Here is a 19,945-nt window from a genome sequence, read left to right on the forward strand (position 1 = left end):
CTCAGGCTCCTTCGCGTCCGTCGCGGCGCGCCGCCTGCGCGCGCCACCAGGCGGCCACGCCGGCCAGCCCGGCGATCAGGCCCAGGCCACCCAGCACCTCGCCCAGGCGCACGCGCTGCTCGTAGCGCTGCACCTCCTCGCGCAGCGCGCGCAGCTCCTCGCGCAAGGCGGCGAGTTCGGGCGGGGCCGCCGCGGGGGCGGTGGCCGCGGCGACCGCGAGTGCCGACTCGACGCGGTGGCCTTCCTCGCCTTCGGCGACCAGCCGCCAGTCGCCGGCGCCCACCCCGGCAAACACGAAGCGGCCGGTGGCGTCGCTGCGCACCCGCTGCACCGTGGTGCCCTCGCGCGTCTGCAGCTCGACCCACTCGCCGGTGGCGGGCGTCTCGTCGGAATAGAACAGGTGGCCGTGGATGCGGCCGTCCGCGGCGGTCGCGGTCAGGCGCAGCGCGTGCGCCCAGGCGGCGGCCGGCAGCAGCGCGGCGGCCAGCAGCGGCAGCAGGGTCCGGGCCAGCGCGGGGATCACGGGGTGCTCAGGCGCAGGTTCGCGGCCAGGTTGTCGCGCTCGGCCTCGGGGCCGGGGTAGGGCACGCTGTGGCCCACCGTCACCAGCTGCACGCCGCGCCGCAGCGTCACCGTGGCACGGCCCTGCGCGTCGGTGGTCGCCGCCGGGCCATCGTGGGGGCGGTCGCCTTCGACGACCACCTTGGCGCCCGGCAGCGGCCGGCCCTCGAACAGCACCTGCACCGGCAGCGCCTGCCCGGCCGCCGGGGCGCGGGTCGCCAGCGGCACGATCTCCAGCCGCTGGCCGACGGGTTTCGCGACCTGCTCGCCCCAGGCCAGCACCGTCTTGCCGAACTTCAGCGCCCGCGACGAGGACTCGACCGGCCCCTGCACCGCGGTGCGCGGCACGTTGCGCGACTTGCCGTCCTGGCGCACCCAGAAGCCGTTGTCGAACTCCACCGCCCACAGCGCGGCGGGGCCGCCCTCGGCCTCGACCTGCACGCCCTGCGCGCCGGCGCGGGTGCGCACCGCCAGCGCCTGGCCGGCGGCGTTCCATGCGCGCACCTGGCGCACCTTGCTCACGTCATAGGGTTCGCCCTGGCCGTCGTGGCCGAACACCACGGCGTGCGGCGGGCCTTGCAGCTCGATCCAGGCGTCGTGGGCCCAGGCCGGGGCCGCGCACAGCAGCAGGGCCAGGGGCAGGGGCAGGGGCAGGCGTCTCATCGCGGGTCTCCGTCGGGCTGGGCGGCAGGCGGGCTGCCGCATTGTGATGAAGTTTTCGAAAAACTTCATACAAGTTCCATGCCACGGCGCCAGCCCGCCCACGGCGCGGCACCGGGGTGCGCGCGCTGCTCACGGCGCTTGCGGCGGCGCCGCGTTGCCGCACAGGAGGTTTGCAGGGGGATACCCGGAGGGACCGGGGGCCGGGTCAGGCGCTCGGGGCGGTGGCGGTGCGCCGCGCCGGCGGGCGCATCGGCCAGGCCAGCACCAGCCAGGCCAGCATCATCACCGCGCAGGCCTGGAACACCGCGGCCGGCCCCCAGTGCGCGGCGATCTGGCCGCCCAGCGCACCGCCGGCGAACAGGCCCAGCGACTGGCAGGTGTTGAACACCCCCAGTGCCAGCCCCTTGGTGGCGGGCGAAGTGACGCGCGAGACCAGCGAGGGCAGGGTTGCTTCCAGCAGGTTGTAGCCGACGAAGAAGGCCAGCAGCGCGCCGATCAGCCAGGCGGGCCGGGTCCAGCCGTAGCCCAGCGCGGCCTCGGTCAGGGCCAGCAGCGCGATCGCGCCGAGGAACACCGCGCGCACGCGGCCGCGCCGCTCGCTCCACAGCATCACCGGCACCATCAGCACGAAAGACACCAGCACCACCGCCAGGTACACCCAGCCGTGCTGCTGCACCGGCAGGCCGACATGCTCGGCCAGCGCCACCGGCACGACCACGAACATCGCCATCTGCGCCATGTGCAGCACGAAGATGCCGCCGCACAGGCGCTGCAGCTCGGTGTCGGCCAGCACGCGCGACCACGGCGGGCGCGCGCCCGGTTGCGGCTGCGCGGCGGCGGGCACCGGCGGCAGCCCGCGCGTGACCACCGCGATCGCGCCCAGCGCCAGCAGCCCGGTCAGCGTGAACAGCCCGCCCATGCCGATGTGCGTGTACAGCCAGGGCGCGAGCGCCAGCGACAGCGCGAACGACAGCCCGATCGAGCCGCCCACCATCGCCATCGCGCGGGTGCGCACCTCGTCGCGGGTGTGGTCGGCGATCAGCGCGGTCACGGCCGCCGAGATCGCCCCGGCGCCCTGCAGCGCGCGGCCGGCCACGACCAGCCACAGGTGGTCGGCCAGCGCCGCGACGAAGGAACCGAGCGCGAACACCAGCAGCCCAGCGACGATCACCGGCCGCCGGCCCAGCCGGTCGGACGCCGCGCCGAAGGGGATCTGCAGCACCGCCTGGGTCAGCCCGTAGATGCCGATGGCCAGGCCCACCAGCCCGGTCTGCTCGCCGCCGGGCATGCCGCGGGCGTGCAGCGCGAACACCGGCAGGATCAGGAACAGCCCGAGCATGCGCAGACCGAACACGCCCGCCAGCCAGAGGCTTGCGCGGCGCTCGGCGGCGGTCATGCGCAGGGACACGGAAGAATCGCTCACGTTCGATCGGGGAAAACCGCTATTGTCGCCGGTTGCACGATCGCGTGCCGGGCCGGGCAGGGCACCCCGCCCGGCGGGGGTGGCATCGCGAAACGGCTACCATCCGTGCCTCGCCATGCCCGCAGACACCGCCACGCCGCCCCGCCCCGCCGCCCCCAGCCGGCACCCGCTCGACATCCTGCGCGAGGTGTTCGGCTACGACAGCTTCCGCGGCCAGCAGGCGGCGATCGTCGAGCACGTCACCGCCGGCGGCGACGCGCTGGTGCTGATGCCCACCGGCGGCGGCAAGTCGCTGTGCTACCAGATCCCGGCGATCGCGCGCCACCGCGGCGGGCGCGGCGTCACGGTGGTGGTCTCGCCGCTGATCGCGCTGATGCACGACCAGGTCGGCGCGCTGGAGGAGGTCGGCGTGCACGCGGCCTTCCTCAACTCCACGCTGTCGCTGGAGGAGGCCCAGCGCGTCGAGCGCGAGATGATGGGCGGGCGCCTGACCCTGCTGTATGCCGCGCCCGAGCGCGTGACCACGCCGCGCTTCCTCGCCCAGCTCGATTCGCTGCACCAGCGCGGGCTGCTGAGCCTGTTCGCGATCGACGAGGCGCACTGCGTCTCGCAGTGGGGGCACGATTTCCGCGCCGAGTACCTGGCGCTCAACGTGCTGCACGAGCGCTACGCCGACGTGCCGCGCATCGCGCTGACCGCCACCGCCGACGAGCACACCCGCGCCGACATCATCGAGCGGCTGCAGCTGCAGGACGCACGCGTCTTCATCAGCAGCTTCGACCGGCCCAACATCCGCTACACCATCGTCGAGAAGGACAACCCGCGCGCCCAGCTGCTGCGCTTCATCCGCGACGAGCACGAGGACGAGGCCGGCATCGTCTACTGCCAGTCGCGCCGCAAGGTCGAGGAGACCGCCGCCTGGCTGACCGCCGAGGGCATCCCGGCGCTGCCCTACCACGCCGGGCTGGACGCCGAGGTGCGCCAGCGCCACCAGGATCGCTTCCTGCGCGAGGACGGGCTGGTGATGGTGGCCACGATCGCGTTCGGCATGGGCATCGACAAGCCCGACGTGCGCTTCGTCGCGCACCTGGACCTGCCCAAGAACATCGAGAGCTACTACCAGGAAACCGGCCGCGCCGGCCGCGACGGCCTGCCCGCCGAGGCCTGGATGGCCTACGGCCTGGCCGACGTGGTCAACCAGCGCCGCATGATCGACGAGAGCCCGGCCAGCGACGAGTTCAAGCGCGTGCAGCGCGGCAAGCTCGACGCGCTGCTGGCGCTGGCGGAAACCCACGAGTGCCGCCGGGTGCGGCTGCTCGGCTACTTCGGCGAGGCCAGCCAGCCCTGCGGCAACTGCGACAACTGCCTGCACCCGCCGGCCACCTGGGATGCCACCGAGGCCGCGCGCAAGCTGCTGTCGTGCATCTACCGCTTCCAGCAGCACGGTGCGCACGTCGGGCCGCGCGCCTTCGGCGCCGGGCACCTGATCGACGTGCTGCGTGGCAAGCGCACCGAGAAGGTCGCGCAGTACCAGCACGAGGCGCTCAGCACCTTCGGCATCGGCGCCGACCTGTCCGAGGCGCAGTGGCGCTCGGTGCTGCGCCAGCTGGTCGCGCTGGGCCACGTGGTCGCCGAAGGCGAGTACAACACGCTGCGCCTGACCGAAAGCGCGCGCACCGTGCTGCGCGGCGAGGTGCGGCTGCAGCTGCGCGAGGCGAGCGAACCCGCGCGGCGCGGCCGGACGGCCCGCTCGCGCGGCGCCGACGGCGGGCGCGCCCGCGCCGTGCCGGCCGACCTGGATGCCGACGCGCTGGCGCGCTTCGAGGCGCTGCGCGCCTGGCGCTCCGAGGTCGCGCGCGAGCACAACCTGCCTGCCTACCTGGTGTTCAACGACGCGACGCTGGCCGAGATGGCGCGCGTGCACCCCGGCACGCTGGGCGAGCTGGCCGGGATCAGCGGCGTCGGCGCGAAGAAGCTGGAAGCCTACGGGCAGGAGATCCTGCGCGTGCTGGCCGGCCGCTGAGCCGCGGGTTCACTGCAGGGGCCGGTCCCACAGCCGGCGCAGCACCTCGGCCGCCCAGGCCGGCAGCGAGTCGCCGAACGGTTCCTCCTGGCCGTAGTCGTCGCCCGCGATCACCGCGCTGTGCGTGAGCGTGCCGCGGCCGGCGACGGTGAACGTGAGCCAGCCGCGCGGGCCGGCCTCCCAGGTCAGCGACACCTGTCCGTCGGGTTCCACCTGCACCTGCGGCGGCGGCCAGCCGGCACCGACCAGCGCGAGCAGCCGCCGGGCCTCGGCGAGCGTGGCCGCGTCGGGCAGCTGCCAGGCGCGCTGCTGCGCGAGGGCACGCACTTCCTCGATCGCGGCGGCCAGCGGGGGCGGGAGGTCGTTCCACATGCGACGGATTGTCCCACCCTCGGGCCCGGCTCCTTCTCCACCCTCGTGGTCGTTCCACATGCGACGGATTGTCCACGCCCCGGCATGGCCCTGGCGCGCCCGGGGCCCTGGCCGCCGGCCGGAACGACACCGGGCCCGGGTGGCGTGAACCCGGCCCCGTGCAGGCGCGCGCGGGCGCTGCGCGGGAGATCAGAAGCGGTAGCTGACGCCGATGCTCAGCTGCGGCACGAAGCGGACCTTGCCGACCCCGTCGCGCAGCTCGTCCAGTTCCTTGCGGAAGTCTTCCTGCGCCGCGGGGTTGTCCAGCGTCGGGCCGGTGGCCTTGCCGCGCACCTTGGCCTTGCCGATCGAGGCGCCCAGGTCGGCCACGAAGCCCCAGCCGGTGCCTTGCGGCTGGTGGCCCCAGCCGATGCCGATGTACGGCGTGACGGTCGGAAACTTGACGCGCACGTCCAGGCGGTCGTCGGCCGACAGCACGTAGTCGGTGTCGCCGATGTGCACGGTCTGGCCGCTGCCCTGGGCGCGCAGGTTGATGCGCATGTCGTTGATGGTGATGCCGCCGGTCAGGCGGAAGCCGCCCGAGCCGAACACGAACCAGTCGGCGAACAGGCCGGCGCGGTTCAGGCGCGCCTTGCCGTCGTACTCGATGCCTTCCTCGCGTCCGTCGGCGCTGATCGAGCCGATGCTGGCCACGTCGGCACGCAGCGTCAGGCGGTCGTTGACCGCGTGGGCATAGCCGATCATCAGGCCGGGCAGGCCGATGTTGCCGTACACCTCACCGGCATGGGAGGCCGTGCTGAACGCCAGGGCGGCGGCCGCCAGGGCCGGGGACAGGACAGTGCGGACGGGCATGGAGGGCTCCGAAAGGCAGGACGAGTTTGTGAATAACGAAACAAAATGTGTCAGAACTTTACAGAGTCCACCGCACTGGCCGCGAGGAAGAAATGAACATTCCCGTGCAGGTGTTGTACGCGGCCGACAGGGGGCGGCCGCGAGGCCTGGGGGCGAATCACGGCGGGGCGGGCGCCGGCGGGCGCACCCGCGCGGGGCGGTGCCGGCTTACGGCTGCACCGTCACGGTGACCGTCGGGCTCTGGCCGCGGTTGCCCCATTCGTCCCAGGCGCGGGCCTGGTACCGCACCGCGGTGGGCTCGGTCACGGTCGGCGCGCGCACGGTCAGGCGAAACGGCCGGTCGAGGTCCGAGCCAAGCAGCACGCGCGCGCCGTTGTCGTCGACCCGGTAGAAGCGCACCTCGACCACGCTGCCGACGCCGCCGCTGGCGCCGGCCTGCAGCTCCAGCGTCTCGCCGGAGCGCACCACCTCGGGCTGCGCGGCGAGCTCGACGTCGGGCTCGTCGTCGCCACCGATGCTCCAGTAGACGCCCCCGCCGCAGCCGGCGAGGATGAGGGCGGCGGCCAGGGCCGCGGCGTGCATGCGACTTGCAGGGAAACGGCGGTCGGTGCGCATGCCCGCGATGCTACGCGGTTCTGCCGCGCTGGATGCGCGCCGGCCATCATCACTATGATGGTGGGTTTTCCCGTTCGATCCCAGGCCGTTCCCGCATGTCCGCGCGACCTACCCCCGACCTGCCGTCCCTCGCCGCCTCGCAGCCCGTGCAGCCCGAGAGCCCGCAGATCCGCGTGCGCGGCGCGCGCACCCACAACCTGAAGAACATCGACATCGACATCCCGCGCCACCAGCTGGTGGTGATCACCGGGCTGTCCGGCTCGGGCAAGTCGTCGCTGGCCTTCGACACGCTCTATGCCGAGGGGCAGAGGCGCTACGTCGAAAGCCTGTCGGCCTACGCGCGGCAGTTCCTCGAGCTGATGGACAAGCCGGACGTGGACGTCATCGAGGGCCTGAGCCCGGCGATCTCGATCGAGCAGAAGGCCACCAGCCACAACCCGCGCTCCACCGTTGGCACGGTCACCGAGATCCACGACTACCTGCGCCTGCTGTACGCGCGCGCCGGCACCCCGTTCTGCCCCGAGCACGACCTGCCGCTGGAAGCGCAGAGCGTCAGCCAGATGGTCGACGCGGTGCTGGCCCTGCCGGCCGAGACGCGGCTGATGATCCTCGCGCCCGTGGTGCGCGACCGCAAGGGCGAGCACGTCGAGCTGTTCCACGACATGCAGGCCAAGGGCTACGTGCGCTTCCGCATCGACGGCACGGTCTACGAGGCGGCCGACGTGCCCGCGCTGAAGAAGACCGAGAAGCACGACATCGACGTGGTGGTCGACCGCCTCAAGGTGCGCCCGGACATGCAGCAGCGCCTGGCCGAGAGCTTCGAGGCGGCGCTGCGCATCGCCGACGGGCGCGCGATCGCGCTGGAGATGGACAGCGGGCGCGAGCACCTGTTCTCCAGCAAGTTCGCCTGTCCGGCGTGCACCTACTCGCTGGCCGAGCTGGAGCCGCGCCTGTTCTCGTTCAACTCGCCGGTGGGCGCCTGCCCGGCCTGTGACGGCCTGGGCGAGGTGACGGTGTTCGACCCCGAGCGCGTGGTCGCCTTCCCGTCGCTGAGCCTGGCCAGCGGCGCGGTCAAGGGCTGGGACCGCCGCAACGCCTACACCTTCTCGATGCTCGAGAGCGTCGCGCGCCACTACGGCTTCGACATCGACCTGCCGTTCGAGGAACTGCCCGAGCAGGCCCGGCAGGTGCTGCTGTACGGCTCCGGCAGCGAGGAGATCGAGTTCGTCTACCAGGCCGAGGGCACCGGCGGGCGCAAGCGCACCGTCAAGCGCTGGCACCCCTTCGAGGGCATCATCCCCAACTTCGAGCGGCGCTTCCGCGAGACCGACTCGGTCGCGGTGCGCGAGGAGCTGGCGCGCTACCAGGCCGCGCGCCCCTGCCCGGAATGCCAGGGCACGCGGCTGCGCCGCGAGGCCCGCTTCGTGAAGCTGGTCGACGGCGACACCCAGCAGGGCACGCCGATCTACGAGATCTCGCGCGCGACCCTGCGCGAGGCGCAGCGCTACTTCGAGCAGCTGCAGCTCAGGGGCGCCAAGGCCGAGATCGCCGACAAGGTGGTGCGCGAGATCCGCGCGCGGCTGAGCTTCCTGAACAACGTCGGGCTCGACTACCTGAGCCTGGACCGCAGCGCCGACACGCTCTCGGGCGGCGAGGCGCAGCGCATCCGGCTGGCCAGCCAGATCGGCTCGGGCCTGACCGGCGTGATGTACGTGCTGGACGAACCCAGCATCGGCCTGCACCAGCGCGACAACGACCGCCTGATCGGCACGCTCAAGCACCTGCGCAACCTGGGCAACTCGGTGCTGGTGGTCGAGCACGACGAGGACATGATCCGTGCCGCCGACCACGTGATCGACATGGGCCCGGGCGCCGGCGCGCACGGCGGCCAGGTGGTCGCGCAGGGCACGCCGGACGAGATCGCGCGCAACGAGGCGTCGCTCACGGGCCGCTACCTCGCGCGCACGCTGAAGATCGCCGTGCCCGGGAAGCGGCACCGCCTGCAGGACACCACCGACCCGCGCACGCTGAAGATCGTCAACGCGCGCGGCAACAACCTCAAGGGCGTCACGGTCGAGATCCCCGTCGGCCTGTTCACCTGCGTGACGGGCGTCTCGGGCTCGGGCAAGTCCACGCTGGTCAACGACACGCTCTACGCGGCGGTGGCGCGCAAGCTCTACCAGAGCCACCTCGAGCCCGCGCCGCACGACGACATCGAGGGACTGGACGCCTTCGACAAGGTCATCAACGTCGACCAGTCACCCATCGGCCGCACGCCGCGCTCCAACCCGGCCACCTACACGGGGCTGTTCACGCCGATCCGCGAGCTGTTTGCCGAGGTGCCCACCGCGCGCGAGCGCGGCTACGGCGCCGGGCGCTTCAGCTTCAACGTCGCGGGCGGCCGCTGCGAGGCCTGCCAGGGCGACGGCGTGCTCAAGGTCGAGATGCACTTCCTGCCCGACGTCTACGTGCCCTGCGACGTCTGCCACGGCAAGCGCTACAACCGCGAGACGCTGGAGGTGCTGTACAAGGGCAAGAACATCAGCGAAGTGCTCGACATGACGGTCGAGGACGCGCGCGAGTTCTTCAGTGCCGTGCCGGCGATCGCGCGCAAGCTGCAGACGCTGATCGACGTGGGCCTGGGCTACATCCGCCTGGGCCAGAGCGCGACCACGCTCTCGGGCGGCGAGGCGCAGCGGGTGAAGCTGGCGCTGGAGCTGTCCAAGCGCGACACCGGCCGCACGCTGTACATCCTCGACGAGCCCACCACCGGCCTGCATTTCCACGACATCGAGCTGCTGCTGCGCGTGCTGCACCAGCTGCGCGACCACGGCAACACCATCGTCGTGATCGAGCACAACCTGGACGTCATCAAGACCGCCGACTGGATCGTCGACATGGGCCCCGAGGGCGGCGCGGGCGGCGGCACGGTGGTGGTCACCGGCACGCCGGAAGAGGTCGCCGCCTGCGAGCGCAGCTACACCGGCCGCTACCTGCGCCCGCTGCTGCAGGAGTGAGCTGCCCGTCCCGGGCAAGCGGGTTTTCCCGGGGGGCCCGGGCAATCCGGCCGCGCCGGCAAGGCGCGCGCAACGGGGCTAGACTGCGCCGCAGCAAGAAGGGAGCCTGCCTGTGAGCCTTGCAGTCGATTACTACTTTGCGCCGCAGTCGCCGTATGCCTACCTGGGCCACGAGCGCTTCTGGAACCTGGTCCGCAAGTACGGCGCGACGCTGCGCGTGCGTCCGGTGGACCTCGGGGGCAAGGTGTTTCCGGTCTCCGGCGGCGTGCCGCTGAACAAGCGCGCGCCGCAGCGCCAGGCCTACCGGCTGCTCGAGCTGCGCCGCTTCGGCGAATATCTCGGCCTGCCGATCAACGTCGAGCCGCGCTTCTTCCCGGTCAACGGCGACGACGCGGCCAAGCTCATCATCGCGGTGGACATGAAGGACGGCACCGAGGCCGCGATGAAGATCGCCGGCGCCGTCATGCGCGCCGTGTGGGTCGAGGAACGCAACATCGCCGACGAGGCGGTGCTGGTCGCGCTGCTGGCCGAGACCGGGCTGCCCGCCTCGCGCATCGAGGACGCGCACAGCCAGGCCGCGCACGAGCGCTACGAACTCGACACCGAACTGGCGATCGAGGCCGGCGTCTTCGGCGCGCCGACCTACGTCATCGAAGGCGAGCTGTTCTGGGGCCAGGACCGGCTGGACTTCGTCGAGCGGCGGCTGGCGAAGGGCTGAGCCTGCTGGGAACCGGCCGTCATCGCCGTCGAAAACCCCCGCCGGCCTGCAGCGCAGCGGCGACCGGAGGGTTCAGCTGTCCCTGCCGAACAGGTCCCGCGTGTAGACCTTGTCGGCCACGTCGTCCAGCTCGGGCGTGCGCCGGTTCGCCACGATCACGTCGGCGAGCTGCTTGAACTCGGCCAGGTCGCGGATGAGCCGTGAGCCGTCGAAGGCGTCTTCCTTCAAGACCGGTTCGTAAACGACCAGTTCCACGCCCCGGGCCTTCAGCCGCTTCATCACGCCCTGGATGCTGCTGGCGCGGAAGTTGTCGCTGCCTGCCTTCATGATCAGGCGGTAGATGCCCACGACCTTCGGTTGCCGGCGCAGCACGTCCTCGGCCACGAAGTCCATGCGCGTGGTGTTGGACTCCACGATGGCCCGGATCAGGTTCTGCGGGACGTCCTTGTAGTTGGCCAGCAGCTGCTTGGTGTCCTTGGGCAGGCAGTAGCCGCCGTAGCCGAACGAGGGGTTGTTGTAGTGGCCGCCGATGCGCGGGTCCAGGCAGACGCCCTCGATGATCTGGCGCGAGTCTAGCCCGTGGATGGCGGCGTAGGTGTCCAGCTCGTTGAAGTAGGCCACCCGCATCGCGAGGTAGGTGTTCGCGAACAGCTTGATCGCCTCGGCCTCGGTGTTGTCCGTCAGCAGGACGGGCACGTCCTTGCGCAGCGCGCCTTCGCGCAGCAGGTCGGCGAAGGCCTGCCCGCGCTCCGAACGCTCGCCCACCACGATGCGCGAGGGGTGCAGGTTGTCGTACAGCGCCTTGCCCTCGCGCAGGAATTCCGGCGAGAAGATCAGGTTGTCGCAGCCCAGCTGCTGCTTGAGCCGCTCCGTGAAGCCCACCGGCACGGTCGACTTGATGATCATCACCGCGCGCGGGTTGATCGCCAGCACGTCGCGCACCACCGCCTCGACCGAACGGGTGTTGAAGTAGTTGGTCTCGGGGTCGTAGTCGGTGGGCGTGGCGATGATGACGAAGTCGGCGCCCTCGTAGGCCTCGCGCTTGTCGAGCGTGGCACGCAGCTGCAGCGAACCGCGCGCGAGGTAGGCCTCGATCTCGGGGTCCGCGATCGGCGAGCGACGCGCGTTGATCGTCTCGACCTTCGCGGCATCGATGTCCAGCGCCACCACGGCGTGATGCTGCGACAGCAGGACGGCATTGGACAGGCCCACGTAGCCTGTGCCGGCGACGGCAATCTTGTACATGTATGACTCAGGCAAACAGTTCGGCTTCGACCAGCCTCGTTCCAGCCAGATCCTTGGCCGACAGCTGCGGTTCGACGTCGATCGGTGGCCAGGCAATGCCGATGTCGGGATCGTCCCAGCGGATGCAGCGGTCCGATTGCGGCACGTAGTATGCCGTGGCCTTGTAGAGGACGTCCGCGTGCTCGCTCAGCACCATGAAACCATGGGCAAAGCCGGGTGGGACCCACAGCTGGCGGCGGTTGGCCTCGCTCAGCTCCGCGCCGACCCACCGGCCGAAGGTCGGGCTGCTGCGGCGGACGTCGACGGCCACGTCGAAGACCCGGCCGCGGGTTACGCGCACCAGCTTGCCCTGGGCATGAGGAGCCAGCTGGTAGTGCAGGCCGCGCACCACGCCCTTGCGGGAACGCGAGTGGTTGTCCTGCACGAACTCGTGGTGCTGCCCCACGGCGTCGTCGAAGATTCGCTGGTTGAAGCTCTCCATGAAGAAGCCGCGGGTGTCCTCGAACACGTGCGGTTCCAGGATCAGCACCCCGGGGATGTCGGTCGGGATGACGTTCATCAGAACAGTCTTTCCTTGAGCAGGCGCTGCAGGTAGTGCCCGTAGCTGCTTTTGTCCAGCGACTGCGCGAGTGCGAGCAGCTGCGCGTCGTCGATCCAGCCTTGGCGCCAGGCGATCTCTTCCGGGCAGCAGATCTTCAGGCCCTGGCGTTTCTCGATCGTGCGGATGAACTGGCTCGCCTCGAGCAACGAGTCGTGCGTGCCCGTGTCCAGCCACGCATCGCCGCGGCCGAGCAGCTGCACGTCCAGCTCGCCGGCGTCCAGGTACAGGCGGTTGAGGTCGGTGATCTCCAGCTCGCCGCGCTCGCTGGGGCGCAGCGTGCGCGCGAAGGCGACGGCGCGCTCGTCGTAGAAGTAGAGGCCGGTCACCGCGTAGCGGCTCTTCGGTTGCGCCGGCTTTTCCTCCAGCGACCGCACGCGGCCCTGGGCGTCGAGCTCGACCACGCCGTAGCGCTGCGGGTCCTGCACCGCATAGGCGAAGATGGTCGCACCCCGCGTCCTGGCGTTGGCCGCCGCCAGCCGGCGCGACAGGTCGTGCCCGTAGAAGAGGTTGTCGCCCAGCACCAGGGCGCTGGGCGCGCCGTCCAGGTAGTCCGCGCCGACGAGAAAGGCCTGCGCCAGCCCGCCCGGTTCGGGCTGCACCGCATAGCGCAGCGACAGGCCCCAGGCGCTGCCGTCGCCCAGCAGCTGCTCGAAGCGCGGCGCATCCTGCGGCGTCGAGATCACCAGGATGTCGCGGATGCCCGCGAGCATCAGCACGCCCAGCGGGTAATAGATCATCGGCTTGTCGTACACCGGCAGCAGCTGCTTGCTGACGGCAAGCGTCGCCGGGTACAGGCGGGAGCCGGTGCCACCGGCGAGGATGATGCCCTTGCGTGTGTGCACGGTCGTCTTCCTTCGTCAGTGCCCGGCATCCTGCGCCGGGCCGAGCCGTTCGTCCAGCAGCCGCTCCACGCCCGCCTCCCAGGGCGGCAGGTGCAGGCCGAACGCAGCGCGAAAGCGCGTCGTGTCCAGCCGCCCGTTGAGCGGCCGCCGCGCGGCGGCCGGCCAGGCGCTGCTCGGGATGGGCTCCACCGCGTCCGGCGTCACGCGCAGCGCGAACCCGCGGCGCCGTGCGCCGTCGAACACCCGCAGCGCATAGCCGTGCCAGCTGGTCCAGCCGCTCGCGGCCGCGTGGTAGGTGCCGGCCAGCGCCGGTTGCTGCATCGCCGCGCGCAGCGCATGGGCGCTCAGGTCCGCGACGAGGTCCGCGCCGGTGGGCGCGCCGACCTGGTCGGCCACCACCTGCAGCCGCTCGCGCTCGGCACCCAGTCGCAGCATGGCCGAGACGAAATTCTCGCCGCGCGCCGCGTGCAGCCAGCCGGTGCGCAGGATCAGGTGCCGGCAACCGCTGGCGCGGATGCGTTCCTCGCCTTCGAGCTTGCTGCGTCCGTAGGTGTTCAGCGGCGCCGGGGGGGCGGTCTCGTCGAACGGGTGCTCGCCCGAGCCGTCGAAGACGTAGTCCGTGCTGTAGTGCAGCAGCCAGGCGCCGAGCTGCGCCGCGGCACGCGCCAGCGCCGCAGGCGCCTCTGCATTGCAGCGCATCGCGAGCCCGGGCTCGCGTTCGGCGCGGTCGACGTCGGTATAGGCCGCGGCGTTGACGATCGCGTCCGGACGCAGCGCCTCCACGGTGCGGGCCAGCGCGACGGGCTGCGTCAGGTCGCCGCACCACCCGCGCACCGGATCGCCGCGGCGGTCCAGCGCGATCACCTCGCCCAGGGGCGCGAGCGCGCGTCGCAGCTCCCAGCCGAGCTGGCCATGGGGACCCAGCAGCAGCAGCTTCATGCCGTCCCCGGGGCGTAGTGGCGCGCAATCCAGGCCTGCCAGGCCTCGTCCTTGGCCCGGGTGATCCAGTCCGGATGGTCCAGGTACCACTGCACGGTCTTGCGCAGGCCGGTGTCCAGCGTTTCCCGGGGCTGCCAGCCGAGCTCGCGGCGCAGCTTGCCTGCATCGACCGCATAGCGCCGGTCGTGGCCCGGGCGGTCGGCCACGAAGCGGATCAGCCGCGCATGCGGGCCGGCCGCATCGGGCCGCAGCTCGTCGAGCAGCGCACAGAGCCGCTGTACCAGCTCGAGGTTGCCGAGCTCGTTGCCGCCGCCGACGTTGTAGGTGGCGCCCGGCTGCCCGGATGCCAGCACGGCGCACAGCGCGCGGCAATGGTCCTCGACGTACAGCCAGTCGCGCACATGGCGGCCGTCGCCGTAGACCGGCAGCGGTTCGCCGGCCAGCGCGTTGACCAGCACCAGCGGGATCAGCTTCTCGGGGTACTGGAACGGCCCGTAGTTGTTCGAGCAATGCACGGTCAGCACCGGCAGCCCGTAGGTGTGGTGCCAGGCGCGCACCAGGTGGTCGCTCGCCGCCTTGCTGGCGGCGTAGGGGCTGTTGGGGCGGCAGGGCGACGCCTCGGTGAACGGCGCGGCGTCGGGCTCCAGCGATCCGTACACCTCGTCGGTCGAGACGTGCAGGAAGCGGAAGGCGCGCCGCTCCGTGTCCGGCAGCCGCTGCCACCAGGCGCGCGTGGCTTCGAGCAGCGTGAAGGTGCCTTCCACATTGGTGCGCAGGAAGGCCTCGGGCCCGTGGATGGAGCGGTCGACGTGGCTTTCGGCCGCGAAGTGCACGATGGCGCGCGGGCGGTGCTGCGCCAGCAGCCGGTCGACGAGGGCGCGGTCGAGGATGTCGCCGTGGACGAAGACGTGGCGCCGGTCGTCGCGGATCGCCGCGAGGTTGTGCGGGCCGCTGGCGTAGGTGAGCGCGTCGAGGTTGACGACGGGCTCGCCATGCTCGGCCAGCCAGTGCAGCACGAAGTTGCTGCCGATGAAGCCGGCGCCCCCGGTCACGAAGATCATGGTTCGTCCGCTCAGGAAAGCGAAACGAACCATGATAGCGCGCGGCCGCCCTGGTGGCGGCCGCGAGTCAGGACGAGTGGGGCGAAACGCCCCTGCGGTGCATCACATCAACCGGTCCGACCAGTCGCGCACCTGCCGGTCCGCCTCGTCGCGGGTGATGCCGTAGGCCTCCTGGATGCGGCCGACCAGCTGTTCGCGCTTGCCTTCCATGCGGTCGAAATCGTCGTCGGTGAGCTTGCCCCACTGTTCGATCGCCTTGCCCTTGAATTGGCGCCAGTTGCCCTCGATGCGGTCCCAGTTCATGACGTGCTCCTTTGCGTTGGGTGAGTGAGCGGCCGGCATGGCCGGCCCGCCTTGGCAGTCCTGCAGGCGCTAGGCCTGTGCTGCTGGGTACAGCCTACGGGGAGCGCACGTCGCTTCCTGCCGGACGGGGAGCCTCATGCGTGTCGGCCCTGTCCTACCAGGGGTGCACCGCGCGCAGCCGCGGGCGCCGGGGTATAACCGCGTGGCCGCCCCCCCGGGGCCGGGCCCAGTTGAACGGAGGCATCCCATGACGCCCCACCTCATCGTCGAGCCGCTGGCCGACCATGCCGGGTTGTGCCCGGTGGTGGCGCAGTGGTTCCGCAACGAATGGCCGCGGTGGTACGGGCCGGGAGGGCCGGGCGACGCCGACGCGGATGCGGCGGCGTATGCCGCATCGCGGACCCGGCTGCCGGTCGGGGTGATCGCGTTCGAGCGCGGGGTCCCGGTGGGGCTGGCGGCCCTCAAGGCCGAAGGCCTGCCGACCCATCCGCACCTGACGCCCTGGGCGGCGGCGGGCTACGTGGTGCCGTCACGGCGCGGGCGGGGCATCGGCGCTGCCTTGCTGCGGGAGCTGGTGCGGCTGGCCGGGACGCTGGGGTTTCCGCGGGTCTACTGCGGCACCGCCACGGCCGTGCGCCTGCTGCAGCGCGAGGGCTGGCAGCAGATCGACACGGTGCGGCACGACGGCGAGGCGCTCGCCATCTTCTGCACCTCGGCCGTGCCGGTTCAGACCGAAAAGCCGTAGTCGACGGTCAGCGGCGCGTGGTCGGAGAAGCGCTCGTCCTTGTAGACGGCCGCCGAGCGGGCCGTTTCGGCCAGCGCGGGCGTGGCGATGTGGTAGTCGATGCGCCACCCCACGTTCTTGGCCCAGGCCTGGCCGCGGTTGCTCCACCACGTGTAGGCCTCGCCGGTGTGGTCCGGGTGCAGGCGGCGGTACACGTCCACCAGCCCGATCTCGTCGAGCATGCGCGTGAACCAGGCGCGTTCCTCGGGCAGGAAGCCGCTGTTCTTCTGGTTGCTCTTCCAGTTCTTGAGGTCGATTTCCTGGTGGGCGATGTTCAGGTCGCCGCACAGGACGAACTCCCGCTCGGCCTTGAGCCGCTGCAGGTGCGGGAAGAACGCGTCGAGGAAGCGGTACTTGGCCTGCTGGCGCTCCTCGCCGCTGGAGCCGCTCGGGAAGTAGCAGCTGATCACCGACAGCTTGCGGCCCGGCCGGTCGTAGCGGGCCTCGAGGTAGCGGCCTTCGCTGTCGAACTCGCCGCCGTCGAAGCCGACGACCAGGTCGCTCGGCTCGCTCTTCAGGTACAGGCCGACGCCGGAATAGCCCTTCTTCTGCGCGCAATGGAAATGGGACTTGAAGCCGTCCACGGTGCGCATCGCCGGGGTGATGTCGCCTTCGTGGGCCTTGATTTCCTGCACGCAGACGAAGTCGGCGGTCTGCTTCTCGAGCCAGGGGAGGAACCCCTTGTTGACGGCGGACCGGATGCCGTTGAGGTTGACGGTGATGATGCGGGTCATGGGGTGCGAGTGTAGTGCGCACCGCCGGCACCGGCCCGCCTCAGGGCATGCGCATCGGCTGGGTCTGGCTCCAGATCTCGCCGGTTGCGGCGGCCGGTGGTTCCAGCGGCTCGAGCAGCTGGCCCTGCACCGGCGACAGCGCGCGCCGCGCCTGGGTCGCATCGACCAGCAGGCCCGGCTGGCTGACCAGGGCGGAGACGTCGTCCTGCCCGGCGGTCACCCTTGCCGGCACCTTCAATGCAGGCGCGTCCGCGTAGAAGCTGGCGTTGATCTGGTTCTGGGTGATCAGGTAGTAGCGGAAGCGCTGGAACAGCGCCATGTCGACGCCCGACGGGCCGCGCCAGAAGCTCTTCAGCGGTTTCTGGCTCACCAGCCCCGGGATGGCGTAGAAGCAGTCGCCCAGCGTCAGCACCGGGGTGCCATGGAACAGCGCCTGCAGCCCGGTGGTGCTGTTGACCGTGACCACGCCGCGCGCGTGCTTGAGCAGCGTCGGCAGGTGCACGTCGTGGATGTACATCACCCGCTTGCCCAGGCCATGGGCCTTGGCCCGTTCCTGGATGAAGCGGGTGTAGTCGCGGTAGGCCCGGTCCATCGGGTGGTGCTTGATGACCAGCCAGTCGCGCGGGTCGGCGTGGCGCGCGAACGAGGACACCACTTCCTCGATCAGCGCCTCGACGCTCGGGTAGGGCGAGTGGTGGACGATCTGGCTGTCGTTGTGCACCTGCAGCGGCAGCAGGAACCACTGCTTCGAGCGACCCGGTGCCGACAGGATGTCCAGCACCTGGCGCTCGGTCCAGGCATGCAGCACCTTGCGGATGCCGCCGCGGGCCCACTTGAACCCCTCGGTCAGCGGGTTGAGCGAGCGGTGGTACTGCTGGTGCGGGTAGCGCCAGCGCATCAGGTTGGCCGCCAGTCCGTAGGCCATGGCGTGCAGCATCATCGACGAGAAACGCTGCCGGGTCGGCGTCGGGCCGGGCAGGCGTTTCAACGGCAGCGAGCGGTAGAACGCCGGGTCCTTGGGGATGGCCGAGTCGCCGTTCACGCCGCCGATCTCCAGCGTGACATAGTCGGGGCGCAGGTAGCCTTCCTCGAACACGTACACCGGCAGGCCCATCCCGGCGGCCACCTTGCGCGCGGCGATGTGCATCGGGCGGGTCTGCCCGAACAGCACCACGGCATCGGCCTGGCAGGCGCTCAGGTGGGCTTCCAGCCAGCGCGGCCAGTCTTCCGGGCGGCCGGTGTAGGCCACCGCGCGGCGACGACGGTAGTAGAGCTCGTCGCCACCGTTGAAGTTGACCTTGTGGACCTCCTGACCGTGCGCTTCCAGGAAGGCGGCAAGCCGCGCAAAGAACGGCCCCATCGGCCCCTGAAGCAGCACGGGGCGACGGTGACGTAGCAGCGACAGGAGTGAAGCAGGATGAGGCATCAAAAAAATCAACGGCACCTGGCTGCGGGCGCCCGGGGGTCGTCTGACCCGAAGCGGTGCACAGGGCTGGGTGCCAAGCCCGCTATTGTGACGCAGACCGACAGCCGCACTTCATATGCCAGAGTGCAGCGAATCCGCAATTGTGTGCTCGCTGCCACAAAACCAGGTGCTACCTGAGTCGGGCGTGCGGGTGGAGGCGGTTGCCGTAGCCGTGAATCCCATCCCCGACAAATCCGTTCAGGTTGAAACTGAAGTGAGTGGTTGCAAATATTTCCTGCGACGCCATTGGCTGGCGATACGCCGAAACAGGCCGGCGAGCCGGCGGGGCCGGCACGGTGCATGTGCCGACTTTCGCTCGCAAGAAGGAACTGCCTTCGGGACGATTCAGGCGTCCCTGCCGAACAGGTCCCGCGTGTAGACCTTGTCGGCCACGTCGTCCAGCTCGGGCGTGCGCCGGTTCGCCACGATCACGTCGGCGAGCTGCTTGAACTCGGCCAGGTCACGGATGACCCGTGAGCCGTCGAAGGCGTCATCCTTCAAGACCGGTTCGTAAACGACCAGTTCCACGCCCCGGGCCTTCAGCCGCTTCATCACGCCCTGGATGCTGCTGGCGCGGAAGTTGTCGCTGCCTGCCTTCATGATCAGGCGGTAGATGCCCACGACCTTCGGTTGCCGGCGCAGCACGTCCTCGGCCACGAAGTCCATGCGCGTGATGTTGGACTCCACGATGGCCCGGATCAGGTTCTGCGGGACGTCCTTGTAGTTGGCCAGCAGCTGCTTGGTGTCCTTGGGCAGGCAGTAGCCGCCGTAGCCGAACGAGGGGTTGTTGTAGTGGCCGCCGATGCGCGGGTCCAGGCAGACGCCCTCGATGATCTGGCGCGAGTCCAGCCCGTGGATGGCGGCGTAGGTGTCCAGCTCGTTGAAGTAGGCCACCCGCATCGCGAGGTAGGTGTTCGCGAACAGCTTGATCGCCTCGGCCTCGGTGTTGTCCGTCAGCAGGACGGGCACGTCCTTGCGCAGCGCGCCTTCGCGCAGCAGATCGGCGAAGGCCTGCCCGCGCTCCGAACGCTCGCCCACCACGATGCGCGACGGGTGCAGGTTGTCGTACAGCGCCTTGCCCTCGCGCAGGAATTCCGGCGAGAAGATCAGGTTGTCGCAGCCCAGCTGCTGCTTGAGCCGCTCCGTGAAGCCCACCGGCACGGTCGACTTGATGATCATCACCGCGCGCGGGTTGATCGCCAGCACGTCGCGCACCACCGCCTCGACCGAACGGGTGTTGAAGTAGTTGGTCTCGGGGTCGTAGTCGGTGGGCGTGGCGATGATGACGAAGTCGGCGCCCTCGTAGGCCTCGCGCTTGTCGAGCGTGGCACGCAGCTGCAGCGAACCGCGCGCGAGGTAGGCCTCGATCTCGGGGTCCGCGATCGGCGAGCGACGCGCGTTGATCGTCTCGACCTTCGCGGCATCGATGTCCAGCGCCACCACGGCGTGATGCTGCGACAGCAGGACGGCATTGGACAGGCCCACGTAGCCTGTGCCGACGACGGCAATCTTCTTCATTCGGTAAAGCCCATGGTCTTGCGCCGCGCATTCATGTCCGTGACCGTTGCTCCTGTGCCGTTTCCTGTGACGACGAGGCTTGTCTGGCATCGGTCGACCGGATGCGCATGCATGCGCAGGCGGGCGGCATCAGTCTAGCAACTGCCTGCCTTGCGGGAGCCCGGCGAGCGTTGGGCATTCCGCAGGGCCGTCGGATCAGGCCATCTCTC

The 19,945-nt window shown here is 70.6% G+C and carries 19 protein-coding genes; 4 read left to right on the forward strand and 15 right to left on the reverse strand.

The features are described 5' to 3' along the window. Position 1 precedes the first annotated feature (1 nt). The 3 genes from IS481_RS01235 to IS481_RS01245 all read right to left on the reverse strand — a co-directional run bounded on the left by IS481_RS01235 (position 2) and on the right by IS481_RS01245 (position 2,620). A complete protein-coding gene (locus tag IS481_RS01235; protein ID WP_104357459.1) occupies positions 2-523 on the reverse strand; it encodes a carboxypeptidase-like regulatory domain-containing protein in 522 nt (173 codons plus the stop codon). After that, positions 520-1,224, reverse strand: a complete 705-nt coding sequence (locus IS481_RS01240) for a DUF4198 domain-containing protein (protein ID WP_170067462.1) — start codon at positions 1,222-1,224, stop codon at positions 520-522. The genes IS481_RS01235 and IS481_RS01240 overlap by 4 nt, the downstream gene beginning before the upstream one ends. Before the next feature lie 205 nt (positions 1,225-1,429). Then, a complete protein-coding gene (locus IS481_RS01245; RefSeq protein WP_104357461.1) occupies positions 1,430-2,620 on the reverse strand; it encodes an MFS transporter in 1,191 nt (396 codons plus the stop codon). Between the two features lie 142 nt (positions 2,621-2,762). Between IS481_RS01245 and recQ the strand changes: the two genes are divergently transcribed. Continuing rightward, entirely contained in the window at positions 2,763-4,670 is a 1,908-nt protein-coding gene (gene recQ, locus IS481_RS01250) for a DNA helicase RecQ (RefSeq protein ID WP_104357462.1), read from the forward strand. Positions 4,671-4,679: 9 nt separating this feature from the next. Here the strand turns inward: recQ and IS481_RS01255 are convergent, their stop codons facing one another. The 3 genes from IS481_RS01255 to IS481_RS01265 form a co-directional block, all read right to left on the reverse strand. Further along, positions 4,680-5,042 (reverse strand): hypothetical protein, encoded by a 363-nt coding sequence (locus IS481_RS01255; protein ID WP_104357463.1) that lies wholly within the window; start codon positions 5,040-5,042, stop codon positions 4,680-4,682. A 189-nt stretch (positions 5,043-5,231) separates the two neighbouring features. Further along, positions 5,232-5,894: a hypothetical protein gene (locus IS481_RS01260; RefSeq protein WP_232529409.1), complete on the reverse strand. Its 663-nt coding sequence runs from the start codon at positions 5,892-5,894 to the stop codon at positions 5,232-5,234. 207 nt (positions 5,895-6,101) lie between these two features. Then, positions 6,102-6,509, reverse strand: coding sequence for a hypothetical protein (locus tag IS481_RS01265; RefSeq protein WP_146079530.1), 408 nt, complete (start codon positions 6,507-6,509; stop codon positions 6,102-6,104). 95 nt (positions 6,510-6,604) lie between these two features. On the opposite strand from IS481_RS01265, the gene uvrA reads away from it, so the two are divergent. Both uvrA and IS481_RS01275 read left to right on the forward strand, forming a co-directional pair. Then, positions 6,605-9,526, forward strand: a complete 2,922-nt coding sequence (uvrA, locus tag IS481_RS01270; protein ID WP_104357465.1) for an excinuclease ABC subunit UvrA — start codon at positions 6,605-6,607, stop codon at positions 9,524-9,526. A gap of 112 nt (positions 9,527-9,638) precedes the next feature. Next, the gene (locus tag IS481_RS01275) at positions 9,639-10,244 is read left to right on the forward strand and encodes a 2-hydroxychromene-2-carboxylate isomerase (RefSeq protein ID WP_104357466.1); all 606 of its coding nucleotides are present in this window, start codon (positions 9,639-9,641) and stop codon (positions 10,242-10,244) included. A 72-nt stretch (positions 10,245-10,316) separates the two neighbouring features. Here IS481_RS01275 and IS481_RS01280 read toward each other — a convergent pair whose 3' ends face one another. The 6 genes from IS481_RS01280 to IS481_RS01305 all read right to left on the reverse strand — a co-directional run bounded on the left by IS481_RS01280 (position 10,317) and on the right by IS481_RS01305 (position 15,235). Further along, positions 10,317-11,489, reverse strand: coding sequence for a nucleotide sugar dehydrogenase (locus IS481_RS01280; protein WP_194963327.1), 1,173 nt, complete (start codon positions 11,487-11,489; stop codon positions 10,317-10,319). 7 nt (positions 11,490-11,496) lie between these two features. Further along, positions 11,497-12,048, reverse strand: a complete 552-nt coding sequence (gene rfbC / locus IS481_RS01285) for a dTDP-4-dehydrorhamnose 3,5-epimerase (RefSeq protein ID WP_104359098.1) — start codon at positions 12,046-12,048, stop codon at positions 11,497-11,499. Continuing rightward, a complete protein-coding gene (gene rfbA, locus IS481_RS01290) occupies positions 12,048-12,932 on the reverse strand; it encodes a glucose-1-phosphate thymidylyltransferase RfbA (RefSeq protein WP_104359097.1) in 885 nt (294 codons plus the stop codon). The genes rfbC and rfbA overlap by 1 nt, the downstream gene beginning before the upstream one ends. Before the next feature lie 15 nt (positions 12,933-12,947). Next, entirely contained in the window at positions 12,948-13,871 is a 924-nt protein-coding gene (gene rfbD, locus IS481_RS01295; RefSeq protein WP_104359096.1) for a dTDP-4-dehydrorhamnose reductase, read from the reverse strand. After that, positions 13,868-14,932 (reverse strand): dTDP-glucose 4,6-dehydratase, encoded by a 1,065-nt coding sequence (gene rfbB, locus IS481_RS01300; protein ID WP_104359095.1) that lies wholly within the window; start codon positions 14,930-14,932, stop codon positions 13,868-13,870. The genes rfbD and rfbB overlap by 4 nt, the downstream gene beginning before the upstream one ends. Before the next feature lie 102 nt (positions 14,933-15,034). Continuing rightward, on the reverse strand, positions 15,035-15,235 hold the full coding sequence (locus IS481_RS01305; RefSeq protein ID WP_104359094.1) for a CsbD family protein: 201 nt from the start codon (positions 15,233-15,235) through the stop codon (positions 15,035-15,037). A 247-nt stretch (positions 15,236-15,482) separates the two neighbouring features. Here IS481_RS01305 and IS481_RS01310 point away from each other — a divergent pair, with 247 nt between their 5' ends. Continuing rightward, positions 15,483-15,980 carry a GNAT family N-acetyltransferase gene (locus IS481_RS01310; protein WP_132765757.1) on the forward strand — a complete coding sequence of 166 codons (498 nt, stop codon included), beginning with the start codon at positions 15,483-15,485 and terminating at the stop codon, positions 15,978-15,980. On the opposite strand, the gene IS481_RS01315 is transcribed toward IS481_RS01310, so the two are convergent. From IS481_RS01315 to IS481_RS01325, 3 genes are all read right to left on the reverse strand, one after another. Beyond that, positions 15,962-16,753, reverse strand: coding sequence for an exodeoxyribonuclease III (locus tag IS481_RS01315; RefSeq protein WP_104359092.1), 792 nt, complete (start codon positions 16,751-16,753; stop codon positions 15,962-15,964). The genes IS481_RS01310 and IS481_RS01315 overlap by 19 nt on opposite strands. A 40-nt stretch (positions 16,754-16,793) precedes the next feature. Next, a complete protein-coding gene (locus tag IS481_RS01320; RefSeq protein WP_232529411.1) occupies positions 16,794-18,113 on the reverse strand; it encodes a capsule biosynthesis protein in 1,320 nt (439 codons plus the stop codon). Positions 18,114-18,563: 450 nt separating this feature from the next. Next, positions 18,564-19,736, reverse strand: coding sequence for a nucleotide sugar dehydrogenase (locus IS481_RS01325; RefSeq protein ID WP_114699310.1), 1,173 nt, complete (start codon positions 19,734-19,736; stop codon positions 18,564-18,566). Positions 19,737-19,945: the final 209 nt, after the last annotated feature.

This window comes from Caldimonas thermodepolymerans, assembly GCF_015476235.1.
Taxonomy (GTDB): Bacteria; Pseudomonadota; Gammaproteobacteria; order Burkholderiales; family Burkholderiaceae_C; genus Caldimonas; species Caldimonas thermodepolymerans.